The sequence below is a fragment of the Nitrosospira multiformis genome (assembly GCF_900110185.1).
Lineage (GTDB): Bacteria > Pseudomonadota > Gammaproteobacteria > Burkholderiales > Nitrosomonadaceae > Nitrosospira > Nitrosospira multiformis_A.
In genome coordinates this window covers 1-15478 of record NZ_FOCT01000015.1, presented here as the reverse complement: position 1 = coordinate 15478, position 15478 = coordinate 1, and the positions used below count along the sequence as shown (strand labels likewise).

The following is a 15478-nucleotide window of genomic DNA, read 5'->3' as shown; positions in this document are numbered from 1 at the left end:
ATTCATTACTCCTTTTCAATAACTCACCTTAAATGTCGGACTATCCTCCGGGCGAGTCTTGCGGTGGTCATAGATCCGGGTGGTGGCGATATTCGCGTGCCCCAGCCACTCCTGCACCTTAGCGATGTCGGCCCCATTGTCCAAGGCGTTGGTCGCTGCGGTCGCGCGCATCACATGCGGCCCCATGTTCTCCCCAAAAATCCCCAGCTTCTTTAGATACTTCAGCACCACCTCGAAATAGATCGAATCAGGCGTGAGGGCTGTCAAGGTATGGCCGTGCACGTTGTTTTTGACCGGTCGGAACAGGGGCGCATCCACATTTTGGCCGTGCCCCGCGGCCTCCAGATACTCTTCGATTAGAGTCAGTGTCCCGGGATGGGTGGGAATGAAGCGCATCTTGCCGCCCTTGCCCTTGATGCGCAGATGCGGCACCCCGCGCCTTGCCTGGTTGTAGTCTTTCACCTTGAGTTTGGCCAATTCCTCGCGCCGGATGCCGTGGTAGAGCAGGGCGGAGAGAATCGCCCGGTCGCGCTTGCCCTTGAGCGTCTTTGCATTCGGGGCCTCGAGCAGGGCGCGCGCCTGCGTGTCACCCAGCGCCGGCGTCTTGCCCTGCCAGGATTCGACCGGGGGCCGCTTCACCCCCTTGACCGGGTTGTGCGTCACCGCATTGGACTCGCACAGATACTCGAACAGGGAGGAGAGGGCGGCCAGTTTCCTGCGGATGGTAGCGCCCCCCAGCTGCTCTTCTTCCAGGCGCTTCCTCCAGGCCAGCACATGGCTGCGGGTGACACTCCGGAAGTCCTCCGGCTTATCAATTCCGGCAAAAGCCATGAAGCCGCGCAGGTCGTTCTGGTAGGCGCGCCGGGTCTGTCGGCTGTCGATGTTGGCGAACCACTCAATCTCGGGCGGAACTTCGGCAAGCTTGCGAAATTGCGCCGAGGTCAGGGCGGCGCCGGAGGCAGGCGAGGCCGGTGCGGCCGGGGAGACTATCAGTTCTTCACTCATGCCAATTCATCCTGAGGACAAGTAAGTCAGTATCCATGCTGATAATATGGGTATGTTTTTCAACGCGAGCACTCATGCCAAGCGAAGATCATAGGATGGAAGAGAGAATCCTCCCGCACCCGGTCTTTCCATCCCGCCTTTCGGCAACCCGCGGCAGTGACCGAAACACAGGCGCGCTGACTGGGAAAAACTCCAACCTGCGCCTCCCGATTTTTTTCCTATATATATATGCACACCATTGTCATATAGGCGCCTATTCGGGTCAAGCCGCTTCCGCTGGTCAGCCCATGCGCTTGCGCGCGGCCAACAGTTTCCGTGCGCGCTCGACGATCCGCTCACGATTGAATTCGCTCAGTTGTCCGGCCACAACCTCACTTAAAGCCTGGTCGATGTCCGCCTTGAGCGCTGCGAGCTCCTCCTGCCGCAGCGCGCGTTTGAGCTTCCAGTCGCGCAGCGCTTCGCGGATCACTTCGCTGGCTGAGGCATAGTCGCCCTCGTTGACGGCAGCCTTGATCGTTTCGCTAAGTTCAGGGGTGAGCGTGATGGTCAGGCGCTCGAGCTCGGTCATTCGGTGTCAACAAGAGGTTTTTCATGATCATACTTTATCATACTTTTGGGCTGAATCTCTGCCAACATTTTACCCATGATAAAATATGTTATCATGGGTAAAAGTGGCGAGAGGGGAGAGGTAATTTGTTGTAGATGCGGTTGTTATTTGTGCTCGCGATATCGGTCCGCTTGATCGTGGACTCGCCTTGAGGCTGGAAGTCTGCTGCACCGAGGTAGACTCGAAAATACTCAGCAAGCAATTTAAGAGAAAGAGGAAAGGCACGGTACAGCAGGATGCGTTGACCGCACAAGGGTGAGAAATCACCGCAAAGGCCAGCCCTCAAAAGCTGGCCTTTGTCTTTACCGCTATTGCCGCATTCTAGCTTCCATATCCCGCACGGTTGCAATGAGGGCGTCGGTGATCTGCTGGCGCAACTCCCGGTCTGAAGGAGAGTCGCCATGCCGGTCAGGATCAGCAGTCTTTCGCGGTCGGCTTCCAGCTTGTCGAACTCGCTGAGCTGGCAGGGGTGCTTTCCCTCGGCTGAAAAAATTTCAGGAGATCTGGGGTCAGGGAATCTGTCAATTTCGTCTCCACTGTTGGAATTGATATTGGCAGATTTGCGGCTTGGGCCTTGACACCCCTTCGTGTCATGACCGAAATAATAAAATTGTTTGTTAAGCAAAAAATTGTCGCAAATATTTACACCCTCCTTACCTAAAAAACTTGGCCTCATGTAATCTCTTGAATCTGCTTTGAAAAAGTTTCAGGAATGGATATTGCTTAGAATTACCTTAGCACCATCTAATAAGATAGAATTCGCGTCTTTTGACATAGGAGGTGGTCCAGCTTTTCTGATATGTGTCCTCCCGTACAGAAAATCTGCCAGATTAAAGAGATTATGGAACTAGATCTTTGATAAAAAATTATTATGATTACTATAAGAGTAAGGGCTAAACTTAGGAGCAAAGAGGAGCAAAATTTTTCTTAGAGTTCCATAAGAAAAAACTTGACAAATTTTTATTATCTTATTATAATGCGGCCAACCGCACCAAGGCAATAAATACAAGTACTTAGCAATACTTACTTAGTGTGTATTCGAATCAGTAGCTCAATAAGAAAAATAGTTAGAGGATTGGACAGTGACAGTGAAAAGATCAGGTCATTCAAGTGAGCCCTATTTTTTGGGAAAAGATTTCGAGAAGATCGTTGGAAAAAAACTCGATCAGTTTCGAACTCCCGCCGAGATGGAAGAGGCCATTGAAAAGAAACTTGGTCGCAAGTTAAAATCGGTATCTGTAGACCCAGAACAAATACGGAAGCAATCCGAGAAAATCATCAAAGAATCTTATCTACTCCTTAATAATTTGTGAGTAGCTAGAAGATAGCAGTAAACAGAAAAGCCGCGCTATATACTACGCGGCTTTTCTGTTTATCCCTGTTCAAATAATAATTATGTTGGATAACGATACCGAAGATAGGGTATACAAATTCTACAATGAGATTGTAGAACCAATGTACGCAGAACTTCTTCAACAGGGAATAAGGCTCCATTCTGTAACAGAAAAAAATAACCAGGTTTTATCTGCCATTGCCTCCGCAAACCGAAGATCAAATGTTCAAGATGCCCAATCTGATCTTGATACCGCATTCAGGTTTGTGGTGGATGCAGGCCTTGAAGTAGCTCAAGAGATAGCCCTTAAGCTTTCTACTCAGGCAAACGAAATTCTTTCCAATAAAGAAAAAACAAAATGGTGTGCATGTGCCCCCAAAGAAAAGGTTATTGAAGATCATAAATACGCCCTTAAAACCCATAAGGAAGCGCTTGAATCGAGAACTAACACGCCTAATGAGCGGGAAGAAGCCGTTTATAAGTTCAAAGAAGCAGCCACCGCATATAGGGCTTGGATTGGGTTATTTGATCCAGAATTGCTCCAAGATTTTAAATATTTTCAATGGAAAAACGCCGCAAGATCGCAGACAATAGGTTTTATAGTAGGATTAATAACAAGCACCATTGTTACTGTAGCTGCATGGCAATTTCTTCCCCCTCAACAAGCTTCTCAATCTCCTCCCCAAGTTTCAAAAAAATAACATTTCCCTTAAACCTTTCCTGACAGGGGCAGGTCGCCTTTTAATAGCCTACTCTACCAATTCCCCCTCAATGCCCGGCGCAGCGTTCCCCGGTCAGAACCGCCCCCACCCCCACATGCGTGAGGGCAAGACCGATGGTTTCCGTTTGTGTTCGCCTAGACATAGATTTTACAAATATCCCAGTAACTGCTAGTTTTTCTCCGTTTACTCTCAAGTCGGCTACCGTATCTAATATAGATGGGAAAGCCGTGGGCTTGGACTGTATATCGCGCAAGAAATCGCCCAGGGCCATGGCGGATCTATCGAAGCCCGGTCAGACGAGACTGAAACGGTATTCACCGTGAGATTGCCGCGAAGCCATTACGTCGAGTATGAAAGCCGGGAGCAACGCGGAAGGCAGCGGTCAACTGCAGCGGAAAATGAAAAGCGGCAAGCCGACTGATGGCATTTTCTCATCTGCGAAAATACCTCTTCTTTCAATCACGCTCAAAATTTCTTTCCATCCATAGCGCCATTACCTGCTCGGTAAACTCTCGGCGGCTCCGATCTTTCTCACGGGCGACGACCCCACCCAGGATCGGTCGATGAAGCTTGCCCTGCCGGCAACCAGTCATACCGGTAGAGATTACGCTCCCCGATATCGGAAGCGAGTGCGGCAATATTTTCCCGTATTCGCTCAGTCCTTATCCTTTCCTGCATCATAAATTGCTCCTCTTCATATTCCGTCCAGGTATTTGGATTCAGGTCTTATCTACATGGATTTTTCTGCCTTGATTACGTCGCGGGCTGCGTTGTTACCCGTAATTACCGCGCCTTCCATGGTGGCCATGAAAGACTGCTGGACATAATCTCCGGCGAGAAACAAGCCGTTGACGGAAATGCGTGATTGCGGGCGCAATCTATTCATGTTCGGCGACAGTAAGTAAAAGTCGGCGGGGTGACGTATCACCCGGTAGTTTGTGACGCGGGTGCTATCAATGCCCAACCTTGGTGCATCGCGTTTGAAGATTTCAAAAATTTCCTCATCTTTCAGTCCGATTATTTTGTCCGGTGGCGACAGGATGATGGTGGACACTTCAAGTTCCTAATCAGGTTGTGCATCGGGAAAACGGCGAGGAAGCATTAAATTTCCTGGGGATGAAAACGGTGGCAAGCCCACCTTCAGGGTGACCCAGTAGATTTTGGAGTGAGAATCGAGGCTCTGGATCAGGTAACGTCTTTAGCGCAATGAATTCACCTAATGTACAGACGGGGTTCGCTATAACGCTCAGGATGAAGGAAGCCAGAATCAGCTAATGCGGCCGCATTGCGCGGAGTTGATGAAGTTCTTTAGCCCGCGCTTGTGTTATTCGCCAAAGGCATATTGATTCCTCCATGATTTGCGTGGGTTTGCCTTCACTCTGCTTGGCTTCGAGCTTACACTGTAAATCACGATACTGAGCCCAATGCCGTTGCGCATCATGCAATGTCTGTTCCTCCCTATTCTTATCTAGCTCAAGCCTTAAAGCCTGATCGGCATCCGATGCTGCCGCAGACCAACACGCATTCATCTGTCTCTGTGATACAGCATCTTTACAAGGTGTACTATCAGATGGCCGCTTCGATTGCGCGAAGGTGAGCAGAGGCACGCAAGAGATCAGGAGCGCGCCCACTACCGCAAGAAGAAATTTATGCGAATTCTCGCGCCTTAAGCTCATCAAATTTATCCATAAACAGCACCTCCGCTAAATAGGGCGTTCGGTGGACGTGCATGGCCCATATTTTGGAAACATTCTTGCTCCAAATCCCATTACATTTGAACACGCTCAAAATGTCCTTCCAACCATAGCGCCGTTACTTGCTCGGTAAACTCGCCCAAGTCCCAGCAGGATAAATCCAGGTTGTCCGTATTTTCAAGCAAGATACAATCTTTCGTTGGATCATTTGGTGAGCTCATCACTTTGACTGTGAGGCTGGATCGAAGCACCACGATTCGGGAAACCATTTCAAGTGTCCAGAGTGAACGCCACTCCTTGTTATCCCAGTCCATGATGCGTGCTTGCTCCCGGAAGGGCGGTTTCAATAGGGGAAGTCTGAAAATCTAGTTTGTTGTTTTCAACATAGATGGAGTTGATACACAGATCAAGCCCACCTCCCCAAAAAGCGCTATATCGGAGTGAGTGAGATATCTGGAAGTTTGCTTAAGCGGGCTTTTTGTTTATTAGCTTAGCTTCGCAATTCTCTGAGTGCAGATTCTCAATCTTATTAGGCTCAAATCGGGGTTTCGAAGCGGAGTTGAGAGAACTCGAATGCGTCAAATGCCAGAAAATCTTTCGGGAACAGGTTTCCTCGGTTGCCATTTGTGCCCGATTTGAAGCTGCGCTAGAGTTCGTCCGGAAAGGTGGTGTACTGATGGTCACCAAACTTGACCGTCCTGCTATATCGGTGCCGACCTATGGGAATTATCCAAGCCCTGGAGCGAAAGAACGCGCAGCTGGCTCTGAGCCAGCGCCGTTCCGATCGCCCCGGGAGAGGTGCCAATCATACCCGAGGGCTTGTGAGAGAAAGAGTTCTGGCCCCAAGGGCGGCTTGCCCAGTCGATTGTGTTTTTAAGGCCTCCAGGAATCGAGCGATTGAATTCCGGCGTTACGAAAAGTACGGCATCGACATCGGCTATGGCCTTCTTGAAGGCACGCGCGACAGGTGGAAAGTCCGCATCCAGTGTCACAAGCCCCTTTCTTTTTCAGATCAACTTGTCCTGTTGCTCTCAGAAGCATTTCTTCTAAATTTGGGAAGGCGAAAGTAGTGGGGCATTTCCACTTCTGAGGCGGCAATGCGTCCTCAGTCTCTCCGTTACTATGGTTAACCTAATCTTCGTTCGGTATGGCGCGCATTCCATGGCGGATATTGCTCAAAAGCTGGAGCTTGCAGGTAAAGTCGGCGACATGAGTGGAGCGGTCACTTTGGTAGAACAAATTGAAATGGAATTTGGACGGGTGAAGTGCGAAATTACCCTGTCAGATCTCCATCGTGTGCCACTGTCCGATACAGCTCGATCATGAAGGTACTCATTGCCGAAGACGATACTACCTCACGCCTGTTGTTTGCCGCCACCCTCCGGAAATTGGGGCATACCGTAACGGCAATAGAGGATGGGCGTAAGGCTTGGGAAGCCTGGCAAAAGGACGAATATCCTCTGCTCATCTCTGACTGGATGATGCCTGATATCGATGGTCCGCAATTGTGCAGGATGATCCGCAGCGAGGCTGGTCTGCAATATACGTATATCATCCTTCTTACGGCGCTGGGCAGCAAGGGCAGCTATCTCGAAGGCATGGACGCAGGTGCGGACGATTTCATTACCAAACCCTTCGATGAAGAACAACTCGTAGCCCGGCTACGGGTTGCGGAACGAATACTTGGTCTGCATCAAAAGCTACATATCCAGGCCACGCGTGACTATCTAACGGGTGTATGGAACCGAGCCTCCATCATGGATTATCTGCAGAAGGAGCTGGAGCGGGGAGCCCGTCAAGGTATCTGCACGAGCGTTATGGTTGCGGATCTTGATCACTTCAAGCGAATCAACGATACCTACGGGCATCCAACCGGTGACGAGATACTGCAAGAGGCAGCCCGGCGGATGTCAGGTGTATTGCGTGGTTATGACCGGATTGGGCGCTATGGAGGCGAGGAATTCCTCATTACAGCATCGGGTTGCGACTGGAGCCAGGCCATGGCTCTGGGCGAAAGAATCTGTAGTTCCATCAGCGGGGAGCCTGTCAACAGCCGCACAGGACAAATTGTCATGACTGTGAGCGTGGGTATCGCGACGGGTTGTGGACAAGGTGAAGATGCAGGCGCACTTATCTCAGCCGCCGATGAAGCACTTTATCGAGCAAAAGAGGCCGGGCGGAATCGAGTTGAAATGTCGAGCCGGATGGCCGAATCCAGGCTGAAATATGTCGATGAATAATCACCATCTCGGCCTCCTGTCTACCGATCTAGTACTTCCGTCCAATAGCGAAATATGGGAGGAGTCCGTAAGATGAAGCTGTAGTACTTTTTTCTTTCACCGACAGGGGCAAAATGAGCAAACGGCTTGGAGCAAGTTCTATTTCAGCACTTCTGTTATTCGCCTTTCCTCCCGCTCAAGCCGTTCCCCTCTACCTCAGCGCCGATTTTTCCGGAAGCGTTACCAACACCCCCCACTTCAGCACTGAACTTGAGTTGCAAAGAACCAAAGACAAAGATTGCAACGGCTGTCCTCAAGGTACTGTCAGCGGTCACGTATTGTTCGATGCAAGTCTGGCGCCCGCTGCGCATAGCGGTATCGTTAATATTCCGCTGGCTTCAATCATGGATGCCTCGGACAATTTCATTTTCTCGATTTCCCTGGGAAGCGGTCCGTTGGCGTTTCATTTTGGCAGTGCCAATATTGGCGAAGAACCAGCTATCCAGTTCAAGCACGGCGTTTTCAACGGTTTCAATTTCTCGGAAACCTTCTTCCTCGATGGGAATTCCTTCAGGTTTGATATTGACGGCAGTAATTGGGATATCAAGGTAGCGAATAAGAATGGGGTTTATTCAAAGCTTGCCGCTTCCGGTCTCCTGGACGTGGGAAGCTCGGGCCTGCTCAATCAGCAGGTGTTCGAACCCATATCGACCCCTCCTGCCGAACTTCCTATCGACGCCGAATTCCCATCAACCCCTCCCGCCGAACTCCCTGCCAATGTTCCAGAGCCGGCAACATTGCCCCTGCTTGGGCTTGGCCTCGCGGCAATGGTATTTCTTAACAAGAAATTACGTATAAGGAAAGCCTGCTAACTTGACGCGGACCTGTCTCGAATAGATAGTGGTGCTGACGACATCGGATGAACAACAGGACAAGCTAAGCAGCTTCAACTTCGGCGTGGCAGGATATATTGCCAAGCCTGTCAACTACCGGCAATTCGTCGAAGTCCTGCGGTCGATCGATGCGTATTGGACGATCAGCGAGATGCCCTGACGCAAAATTCAGGAAGAGCCTAATTCCTGGTTTTTAGCCAGGCTTCAAAATCATTTGGCTCCATGGGCTTTGCATAGAGATAGCCCTGGCTTTCCGCGCACTCGATGTCCTGGAGAAAGTGCGCTTGCGCTTCCGTCTCCACGCCTTCTGCCATCACCCGTAAGCCCAGGCTGCGTCCCATCGCAACCATGGCGCGGATAATTGCCTGGGCGTCGGTGTTCCCGGGCAGGTCACGAACGAAGCATTGGTCTATTTTTAGCCGGTCAATGGCGAACTGCCGCAAATAGGACAAACTGGAATAGCCGGTGCCAAAATCGTCGATGGCCAGTTTTATACCGTGCGATTCCAGGATACCCATTTTCTGCACCACCGATTCCAACCCCTGCATCACGACGCTCTCGGTGACTTCCAGTTCCAGGCGCTCCGGCGGAAAACCTGTTTCGGAAAGGACGCGCAATACAACATCCGTGAAATCGTTCTGGCGGAACTGTACGGCTGAAACATTTACCGCAATCGTTCCTTCAAACCCCTGATGCTCGTGCCAGTGACGCGCCTGCAGGCAGGATTCCTTAAGGATGTATTCACCGAGAGCCAGGATTAAACCGCTGTCCTCGGCTACGGGAATAAAACTTGCAGGAGAGACCAGTCCCTGTCCCGCACGGTTCCAGCGCATGAGCGCCTCCGCGCCGATGACCCGTCCGGTAGCAAGCTCTATCTGTGGCTGGTATACCGGGAAAATTTCGTTACGCGCAAGCGCGCCGCGCAGGTCGTGTTCAAGGTTGAGGCGTTCCACCGCCGCCGAAGTCAAGTCTTCAGAATAGAACTGATAGCGGTTCCTGCCATGCCCTTTGGCTGAGTACATCGCGGCGTCCGCATTGCGCGTCAGACTGCTCGCATCCTTGCCATTGTCTGGATAAATGCTGATCCCGATGCTCGCGGTCAGCAATAACTCATGCTCTTCTATTTGATAGGGTTGGGAGGCTGATTTAATAAGCTTTTCCGCGCTTCGTGCCGCATCCGTCGCTGTTTCAATCCGGCTCAGCAGGACAATAAATTCGTCACCCCCTACCCGGCTCACCGTATCGGCTTGGCGAACTGCGGACTGCATTCGCTGTGCAACCGCCCTAAGCAGCTTGTCGCCAATCTCATGGCCAAGCGAATCATTGACCAGCTTGAAGCGGTCTATGTCCACGAATAGCAGCGCCAATCTTAGGGAATACCGCCTCGCGTTCTCGATCGCGATCTTGAGGCGATCGGCGAGCAGCGTACGGTTAGGCAACCCAGTCAGCGAGTCATAATGGGCCAGATACTCGATGCGTTCCTGGGATTCCTTGCGCTGGGTGATGTCGCGCACTATTTTAGATGCGCCGATGATGTTGCCGGCACTATCCTTCATTGCTGATATCGTGACCGAGACATCAATGGGTTTCCTGCCCTTTCCCCATCGCACGGTTTCAAAATTATCCGCGCGTCTTCCGCTTTTGATGAGGCGCATGATACCCTTCTCTTCTCCCAGGAGGTCCGGGGGAATCAGTATTTCTACGGAAGAGCCTATTACCTCGCTGGCACGATACCCGAAAAGCTCATCTGCCCCGGCATTCCAGTTGGTAATAATGCCGTTGAGGTCCTGGACAATGATCGCATCGTTGGAGGACTCGACAATTGCCGCCAGCTGCGCTTTGTAGGCATCCGCCTGCCTTCGTTCAGTAATGTTTCTCAAGCTCCAGACGCGCACCATGTTTTGCCCTTCCAGGATTTTGGCCTTGGTATAGCGCTCAAATACCCGACCATCGTTAAACTGAAGGAGATCAAAGCTTTCAGCCGGCCACGCGTGATAGATTTCCTCTGTCGAGTGCAGGAATTGTTGTGGATCTTTTAATTGCCTCGAACCATACTGGACAATTGCCCGGTGTGGCGTATTATCCATGAGCTCCTCGGGAATAGGCCACATCTCCAGATAAAGCTGGTTGTGGTAGAGCACGCGGCCCAGCCTGTCCGTCACCAGGAGCCCGTCAGCCGTCAACTCTATGGTAGCCTTGCACAGCGAAAGCGAGCGGCTCGATTCCGCTGTTTTTTTCTCCAGTGCTTTTCTTGTTTCCTTGTTATGGAAAACAGCGAAGAATGCGGTGAGCCTCAAACTCTATTCCTCCAGCGGATTGGACCTTTCGACTCACCCTGATTCTGTTCCTGCCCAAGATCCAGCATAGGCATGGCTGAATTTCCAAGCTTGACGACATAATGCTTCCGGAGAACAATCTGCATACTCATTCGGTAGAATCCGACATCTCGGCAAGTAAGGGAAGTAAGACTACCTTGAACCGAAGCGCTTTCAAGCATCGCACAAACCGCCTTGCAAAATATCACCGTTTTCGAGCGAGACGGAATATGCCAGAACGAAGTAAAGGTTGATTTGCTCAGAGCAGATTAAGCTCATCATTCTTTCAAACCAGTTCATTCCAAAGCATTCAGTCCAGCAGGTGAAGCATAGCGATACTTGCCTGAGCTGATGTACTTCGCCAGGAATCGCAGCCACCCATTTTGCGCCACATGTGCCTCCATCGGGAGGGACGGCGATGCTCAGAACACTGCCATAAAGTCATCCATTATCTCCGAGTTCGGCAACCCGAAATTATTCATCCCCTAGAAGAGGGGTTCTCTACAGATTCCGCTATTGCCTCAATCCCATACATGTCCTAGCTCGCTTTCCCCCAGACCGTCAAGTTTGATACACCATTTCCTCTTAGAAGAAAGAACTAAAAACTGACACTGCATCACAACGTCTTTTTCTACACAGCGGACGGATATATGTCCCCAAAACTGCGGTGCGTGTGGGACTGATGAAGGATGAAGAAGCGCCGTTCTCCGCCGGACTAGCGTTCAGGAAGACCGGGGGCTGCTTGATGACGTTGCGGAACTGGTTTTAAAAAAGAGGGGACAAGTGCTGATTGTTCCCCCTGAGCGGATGCCCAAAACTGGGGCTGCTGCAAAGCAGGGGCAACATGGCGGTCATACCGAAAAGAATCCTAATCATCGCGACATGTCCGCCGATCGCGCCGTTATGAGATTGGGTCAATGTAGCCAGCGACTCAATAACGTGATCGATCCCGCGTTCGTTGGTTAAGCGACGCACGCTGTCACCCCAGTTTTTGTCTTTTCGGTAATTGACCACATGATGTGCGCCTAGTGCTTCCGCCGGGCAAGTTTCTCCTCACTGAACGAAGTGGCAATAACTGTAGCGCAGCGAGCTTGGCAAACTGCAGATAGCGGGTGCATGAGCGCTTCGTTCTTTGCAGTTGATTCGAGCAGAAAACGACGTCGAATGCGAGTACCACCGTTTTGCGAGACGTCACAGGTGACAAAGGTATAGTGCGGCCTCTCAATTAAACGGCCGAACTAAAGGTCTGTCCACCGAGATGGCAGCGATCATCAAAGCGTTGTATTGAGCCCGCGACTTATCCGGGAAACCGTCCGCCCCTTCAGGCTTGAGCAATACTTCAACGCCAGTTTTTGATACAGAGAGCACGCGCCAGAGAGGGCCGTCGATTTTGTCCACCACGAACACGCGACCGCCTTTTTTAATGTGAGCACTCTCTTGTTTCGTGAGACCTATGGTGTCCATTTCATCACGATTCCTTACCGGACCACAAAAAATCACTTTTCAGTCTTTATACTCTTTATACATAATAATGTGTTAAAACACATCCCCGCTTCGAAATGCAAATCACGGATGAGACCGCCGGAGGGAGAAAAAGCTAAATCTCGACAATCCATCCGACGAAATTTTCAGAGAATGGAGTTTTCAGCACTTGGATAAGAATGAATCGCGAAATTCCAAGGGTCAGGGCAAAGTGCGCGCCCATCCATCCCTTAGTCCGAATATAGGAAAACCACTATGAAGGTCACCAATAAGCCTATTCTCTTGGTTGAAGATGACCAGGTGGATACCATGACAGTCATGCGCGCGCTTAAGGAGATTCACGTTACAAATAAGACCGTGCACCGGGAAAACGGCGAGGACGCGTTGAATTACCTGGAGGGCGAAACCAACGATAAACCTTGTCTCATTCTGCTGGACCTGAACATGCCCATTATGAACGGCATCGAATTTCTGCAAGCGGTAAAGGATGACGACAGGTTTAGACGTATCCCGGTAGTGGTGTTGACGACATCAAATGAACAACAGGACAAGTTAAACAGCTTCAATCTTGGGGTGGCCGGGTACATGGGAAAGCCCGTCGACTACCGGAAATTCGTCGAAGTTATGAGGTCGATCGACACATATTGGACCATTAGCGAAATGCCATAATGGGCTAAAAATGAAGCAATGTTCCGGTTGCCCAATCTTATTAGCTGTGTAAGCTAATAAAGCATTCTGGTTTGAGAGCGTGCCGCCTGAGAAAATCGACCAGTTATTCGAGCCCTACAATCGGCTGGGACAGGAGGACTGCTCTGAAGAAGGACGAGCATTGGGTTTACTGTGACAAAAACTCGTGGAAATTATGGGGGAACCATTGAACCATTGGCGTGGCCAGCACCGAAGATGTAAGAAGCACCTTCTGGATAGAATTACTGGCACAGAGGGCTAAGTTTCCTTTGGGCTACTCGACCACCTAAGGTGCTCCTCCGCAGTCATCTTGGTTACGAATGCCATGGGTGGTTCCATGATTGATCACTAGGAGGCTATTGTAGATAGAGGGGGTCTACAGATAGGAGCAACTGTTATGGCATCAGCAAATGGCCAGGATATTGACCCTTGCCAACTTTCTCTAACACGGCAAACTACTGCCCCACAATCTGGCGAAGAAGGATCAGCCCAGTTCGGAACGCCACACATTTGCACTACCGGCGCCGTGGTGCATCCCGCATTGCATTTACCGATGCAAAAATCAGAATATTGTGCTGCATGACGGTGTGGATTTGTCACGCTGGGATCTGGACGAACTTGCCGACGAAGTAATGGCGCTCTGGTTGGAAGGAAATTTTGAACGTGCCTGAAGGCTGCAGGCAAGAACGCGGGGATTATCACCCTCCCGGAGATCTGGGGTGAAGATGCACGAGTATTGAACTTGATGCCTACTCCCTCCCGCGGTCCCTCAGTAACCCGCCTCTTTCTGGTGGCGCACGGCTAGGATCACTGCCGTCTCGCCGTCATAGCGGTAGAGAGCCACATAACCGCTGTCGCCGAAGTCGATGATCCACTCCCGATACTCTGGCTCCATGTCCTCGGCCGGACGACCGATCCCAGGCTGGTGCGCAAGCACTTTCACGCTTTTGCGGATCGCCTTGACGGCCCGCCTGGCAGCATCCGCGTTCTTCCCAGCAAGGAAGCGATACAGGCGCTGCACATCCTGCAGCGCCTGAGGCGTCCAGATCAGACGTGGCATTCTGGCGGCTCAGCGTCCTGACCTCCTTCGAGCTTGGCCAGCCAGGCTTCCGCCTCTTCAGCCGTAGCATGCAATCCAGCGGCCTGGTATTCTTCCCAGGCTTTGATCGCGTCCTGGCGGAAGGCCTCTCGCTTCTCTTCGCGTTCCACATACTGGGTGATTGCCTCGCGCATGAGCCAGTGCGCTGTGCGATGGCGCGCCGTCGCCAGACGCTTCACGCGCTCCTTGATATCCGGGTCAATCTTGATCGCCACTGGGCGAGTAACAGCAGCCATGGCAGTCTCCGTTTTGGTATCTAGTGGTATTACCTTACCATACCCACGGTAACAAATCCAGAAGTGCTATCCAGGCAGAACTCTACCCGCACTGTTTTACGCGATGCACTGACAGCTGAGATGCAGATTGCCTACGCCTCCTGACATTTGGTACTTTTCGACGTTGCCAAAACAAGACTGAGGGCCAGTCGAAGATACTGGCCCCCAGTAATCCTCTATTTCAGCTTTCTCATTTCCTCGGCCAGCACCCACAATGCGCGGTTGAGCTTCACGTTCTGGTCGATGCCGGTCACAGCGCGGGTTGTCATGGAGCGCCCGGACTTGTTTCGTCCCCGTATGCCGCCCTTGATAAGGTTTTCCTGAACACGGCTGAAGGTCGTCCACATGTCGCTCCCACGATCCGAGAAACGCCGCGGCGTCAGTAAATCCCCTTCCGTAATCGGCGCCGGTTTTTCCGAATCTTCATACTTGAGGGTCAAGGCGGCTCGTGCGAAAGCCTTTTGCTCGCCTTCATTCAGGGTGAGCGATTTCATCTCTTCGAGTTGCTCACCGACCGTCTCAAAACTCTCCAGCACCGTATATGCTCCATCGATGATGGTGTTCACGGCATCGCCGTTGTGCCGCACCCGTATATCATGCAGGGTATCTCCGCACACCATTCCATTGGCGCACACGAAACGGAACATTCCGGCCATCATCTGGTAGGAACTGCTCCCGTCATGGCTGTTGAGCAGGATGATCTCGTTGGCTTCCTCGCCGTTGATCTGGCTTGCATGGCGCAAACGAAGCATATGCCTGGTGTATTCCCGCTTCCCCTCATCCCGCACGCGCGCCTGGCAAGCCATGAAAGGCTCGAATCCTTCATGGCGCAAGCCTCGCAGGATTTCGCAGGTAGGGATGTAGGCGTACCGGTGAGAGCGGCTGTAATGCTTGCCCTGGGCAAAGATAGAGGGCGCAACCCACGCTATCTGTTCATCGGACAGCGGATGTTCGGAACGGAAAACTGCAGGGCTACGGAAACTGCTAGCGAGTGTCATGATTGCCTCCTTGAAGAGATGGTTGATGAAGGAGCGGCTGTGAAAAATCACATCCTCTCATTCGGACTCTCCTCGCCTCGCCCCTGGGGGCGACGGGAGTGGGGAGACAGCCCTTGCCCTCACGGGCAAGGGTTGGGAATGGGTGGGGT

Annotated in this window: 20 protein-coding genes and 1 pseudogene; 8 read left to right on the top strand and 13 right to left on the bottom strand. The window is 51.5% G+C overall.

Features of this window, described 5'->3' with window-relative positions:
- Window positions 1–15 precede the first annotated feature (15 nt).
- The 3 genes from BMY01_RS14150 to BMY01_RS14140 form a co-directional block, all read right to left on the bottom strand.
- Window positions 16–1005, bottom strand: a complete 990-nt coding sequence (locus BMY01_RS14150) for a tyrosine-type recombinase/integrase (protein ID WP_074748709.1) — start codon at window positions 1003–1005, stop codon at window positions 16–18.
- Between the two features lie 280 nt (window positions 1006–1285).
- On the bottom strand, window positions 1286–1573 hold the full coding sequence (locus tag BMY01_RS14145) for a ribbon-helix-helix domain-containing protein (protein ID WP_074748707.1): 288 nt from the start codon (window positions 1571–1573) through the stop codon (window positions 1286–1288).
- Window positions 1574–1664: 91 nt separating this feature from the next.
- Entirely contained in the window at window positions 1665–2237 is a 573-nt protein-coding gene (locus BMY01_RS14140) for a hypothetical protein (RefSeq protein ID WP_139176928.1), read from the bottom strand.
- A 457-nt stretch (window positions 2238–2694) separates the two neighbouring features.
- Between BMY01_RS14140 and BMY01_RS14135 the strand changes: the two genes are divergently transcribed.
- The 3 genes and pseudogenes from BMY01_RS14135 to BMY01_RS18840 form a co-directional block, all read left to right on the top strand.
- Entirely contained in the window at window positions 2695–2925 is a 231-nt protein-coding gene (locus BMY01_RS14135; RefSeq protein WP_139176927.1) for a hypothetical protein, read from the top strand.
- An 82-nt stretch (window positions 2926–3007) separates the two neighbouring features.
- A complete protein-coding gene (locus BMY01_RS14130; RefSeq protein WP_074748702.1) occupies window positions 3008–3646 on the top strand; it encodes a hypothetical protein in 639 nt (212 codons plus the stop codon).
- Window positions 3647–3902: 256 nt separating this feature from the next.
- Window positions 3903–4088: pseudogene (locus BMY01_RS18840) on the top strand (hypothetical protein); the annotation flags it as partial.
- A gap of 110 nt (window positions 4089–4198) precedes the next feature.
- Here BMY01_RS18840 and BMY01_RS17865 read toward each other — a convergent pair.
- The 5 genes from BMY01_RS17865 to BMY01_RS14110 all read right to left on the bottom strand — a co-directional run bounded on the left by BMY01_RS17865 (window position 4199) and on the right by BMY01_RS14110 (window position 6353).
- A complete protein-coding gene (locus BMY01_RS17865; protein ID WP_175463278.1) occupies window positions 4199–4348 on the bottom strand; it encodes a hypothetical protein in 150 nt (49 codons plus the stop codon).
- A gap of 49 nt (window positions 4349–4397) precedes the next feature.
- Window positions 4398–4721, bottom strand: a complete 324-nt coding sequence (locus BMY01_RS14125; RefSeq protein WP_074748700.1) for an FAD-dependent oxidoreductase — start codon at window positions 4719–4721, stop codon at window positions 4398–4400.
- A 217-nt stretch (window positions 4722–4938) separates the two neighbouring features.
- The gene (locus tag BMY01_RS18835) at window positions 4939–5343 is read right to left on the bottom strand and encodes a lysozyme inhibitor LprI family protein (protein WP_074748698.1); all 405 of its coding nucleotides are present in this window, start codon (window positions 5341–5343) and stop codon (window positions 4939–4941) included.
- A gap of 92 nt (window positions 5344–5435) precedes the next feature.
- Entirely contained in the window at window positions 5436–5675 is a 240-nt protein-coding gene (locus tag BMY01_RS14115) for a hypothetical protein (protein ID WP_139176926.1), read from the bottom strand.
- 387 nt (window positions 5676–6062) lie between these two features.
- The gene (locus BMY01_RS14110; RefSeq protein ID WP_081353952.1) at window positions 6063–6353 is read right to left on the bottom strand and encodes an NADPH-dependent FMN reductase; all 291 of its coding nucleotides are present in this window, start codon (window positions 6351–6353) and stop codon (window positions 6063–6065) included.
- Between the two features lie 169 nt (window positions 6354–6522).
- Here BMY01_RS14110 and BMY01_RS17855 point away from each other — a divergent pair, with 169 nt between their 5' ends.
- The 4 genes from BMY01_RS17855 to BMY01_RS14095 all read left to right on the top strand — a co-directional run bounded on the left by BMY01_RS17855 (window position 6523) and on the right by BMY01_RS14095 (window position 8633).
- Window positions 6523–6687 carry a hypothetical protein gene (locus BMY01_RS17855; protein ID WP_175463276.1) on the top strand — a complete coding sequence of 55 codons (165 nt, stop codon included), beginning with the start codon at window positions 6523–6525 and terminating at the stop codon, window positions 6685–6687.
- Complete coding sequence (locus tag BMY01_RS14105) at window positions 6684–7601, top strand: GGDEF domain-containing response regulator (RefSeq protein ID WP_074748695.1); 918 nt, start codon at window positions 6684–6686, stop codon at window positions 7599–7601. Before BMY01_RS17855 ends, BMY01_RS14105 begins: the two co-directional genes overlap by 4 nt.
- 113 nt (window positions 7602–7714) lie before the next feature.
- The gene (locus tag BMY01_RS14100; RefSeq protein WP_074748693.1) at window positions 7715–8452 is read left to right on the top strand and encodes a PEP-CTERM sorting domain-containing protein; all 738 of its coding nucleotides are present in this window, start codon (window positions 7715–7717) and stop codon (window positions 8450–8452) included.
- A 28-nt stretch (window positions 8453–8480) separates the two neighbouring features.
- Window positions 8481–8633: a response regulator gene (locus BMY01_RS14095; RefSeq protein WP_254772760.1), complete on the top strand. Its 153-nt coding sequence runs from the start codon at window positions 8481–8483 to the stop codon at window positions 8631–8633.
- Between the two features lie 19 nt (window positions 8634–8652).
- Here BMY01_RS14095 and BMY01_RS14090 read toward each other — a convergent pair whose 3' ends face one another.
- Both BMY01_RS14090 and BMY01_RS14075 read right to left on the bottom strand, forming a co-directional pair.
- Entirely contained in the window at window positions 8653–10770 is a 2118-nt protein-coding gene (locus tag BMY01_RS14090; RefSeq protein WP_074748691.1) for a putative bifunctional diguanylate cyclase/phosphodiesterase, read from the bottom strand.
- 1239 nt (window positions 10771–12009) lie between these two features.
- Window positions 12010–12252, bottom strand: a complete 243-nt coding sequence (locus tag BMY01_RS14075) for a hypothetical protein (RefSeq protein WP_074748687.1) — start codon at window positions 12250–12252, stop codon at window positions 12010–12012.
- A gap of 273 nt (window positions 12253–12525) precedes the next feature.
- Between BMY01_RS14075 and BMY01_RS14070 the strand changes: the two genes are divergently transcribed.
- A complete protein-coding gene (locus BMY01_RS14070; protein ID WP_074748684.1) occupies window positions 12526–12939 on the top strand; it encodes a response regulator in 414 nt (137 codons plus the stop codon).
- Between the two features lie 787 nt (window positions 12940–13726).
- Here BMY01_RS14070 and BMY01_RS14065 read toward each other — a convergent pair.
- From BMY01_RS14065 to BMY01_RS14055, 3 genes are all read right to left on the bottom strand, one after another.
- The gene (locus BMY01_RS14065) at window positions 13727–14017 is read right to left on the bottom strand and encodes a type II toxin-antitoxin system RelE/ParE family toxin (protein WP_074748683.1); all 291 of its coding nucleotides are present in this window, start codon (window positions 14015–14017) and stop codon (window positions 13727–13729) included.
- Window positions 14005–14292 carry a CopG family ribbon-helix-helix protein gene (locus BMY01_RS14060; RefSeq protein ID WP_074748681.1) on the bottom strand — a complete coding sequence of 96 codons (288 nt, stop codon included), beginning with the start codon at window positions 14290–14292 and terminating at the stop codon, window positions 14005–14007. The genes BMY01_RS14065 and BMY01_RS14060 overlap by 13 nt, the downstream gene beginning before the upstream one ends.
- 215 nt (window positions 14293–14507) lie before the next feature.
- Window positions 14508–15329, bottom strand: a complete 822-nt coding sequence (locus BMY01_RS14055; protein WP_074748789.1) for a DUF932 domain-containing protein — start codon at window positions 15327–15329, stop codon at window positions 14508–14510.
- Window positions 15330–15478 lie beyond the last annotated feature (149 nt).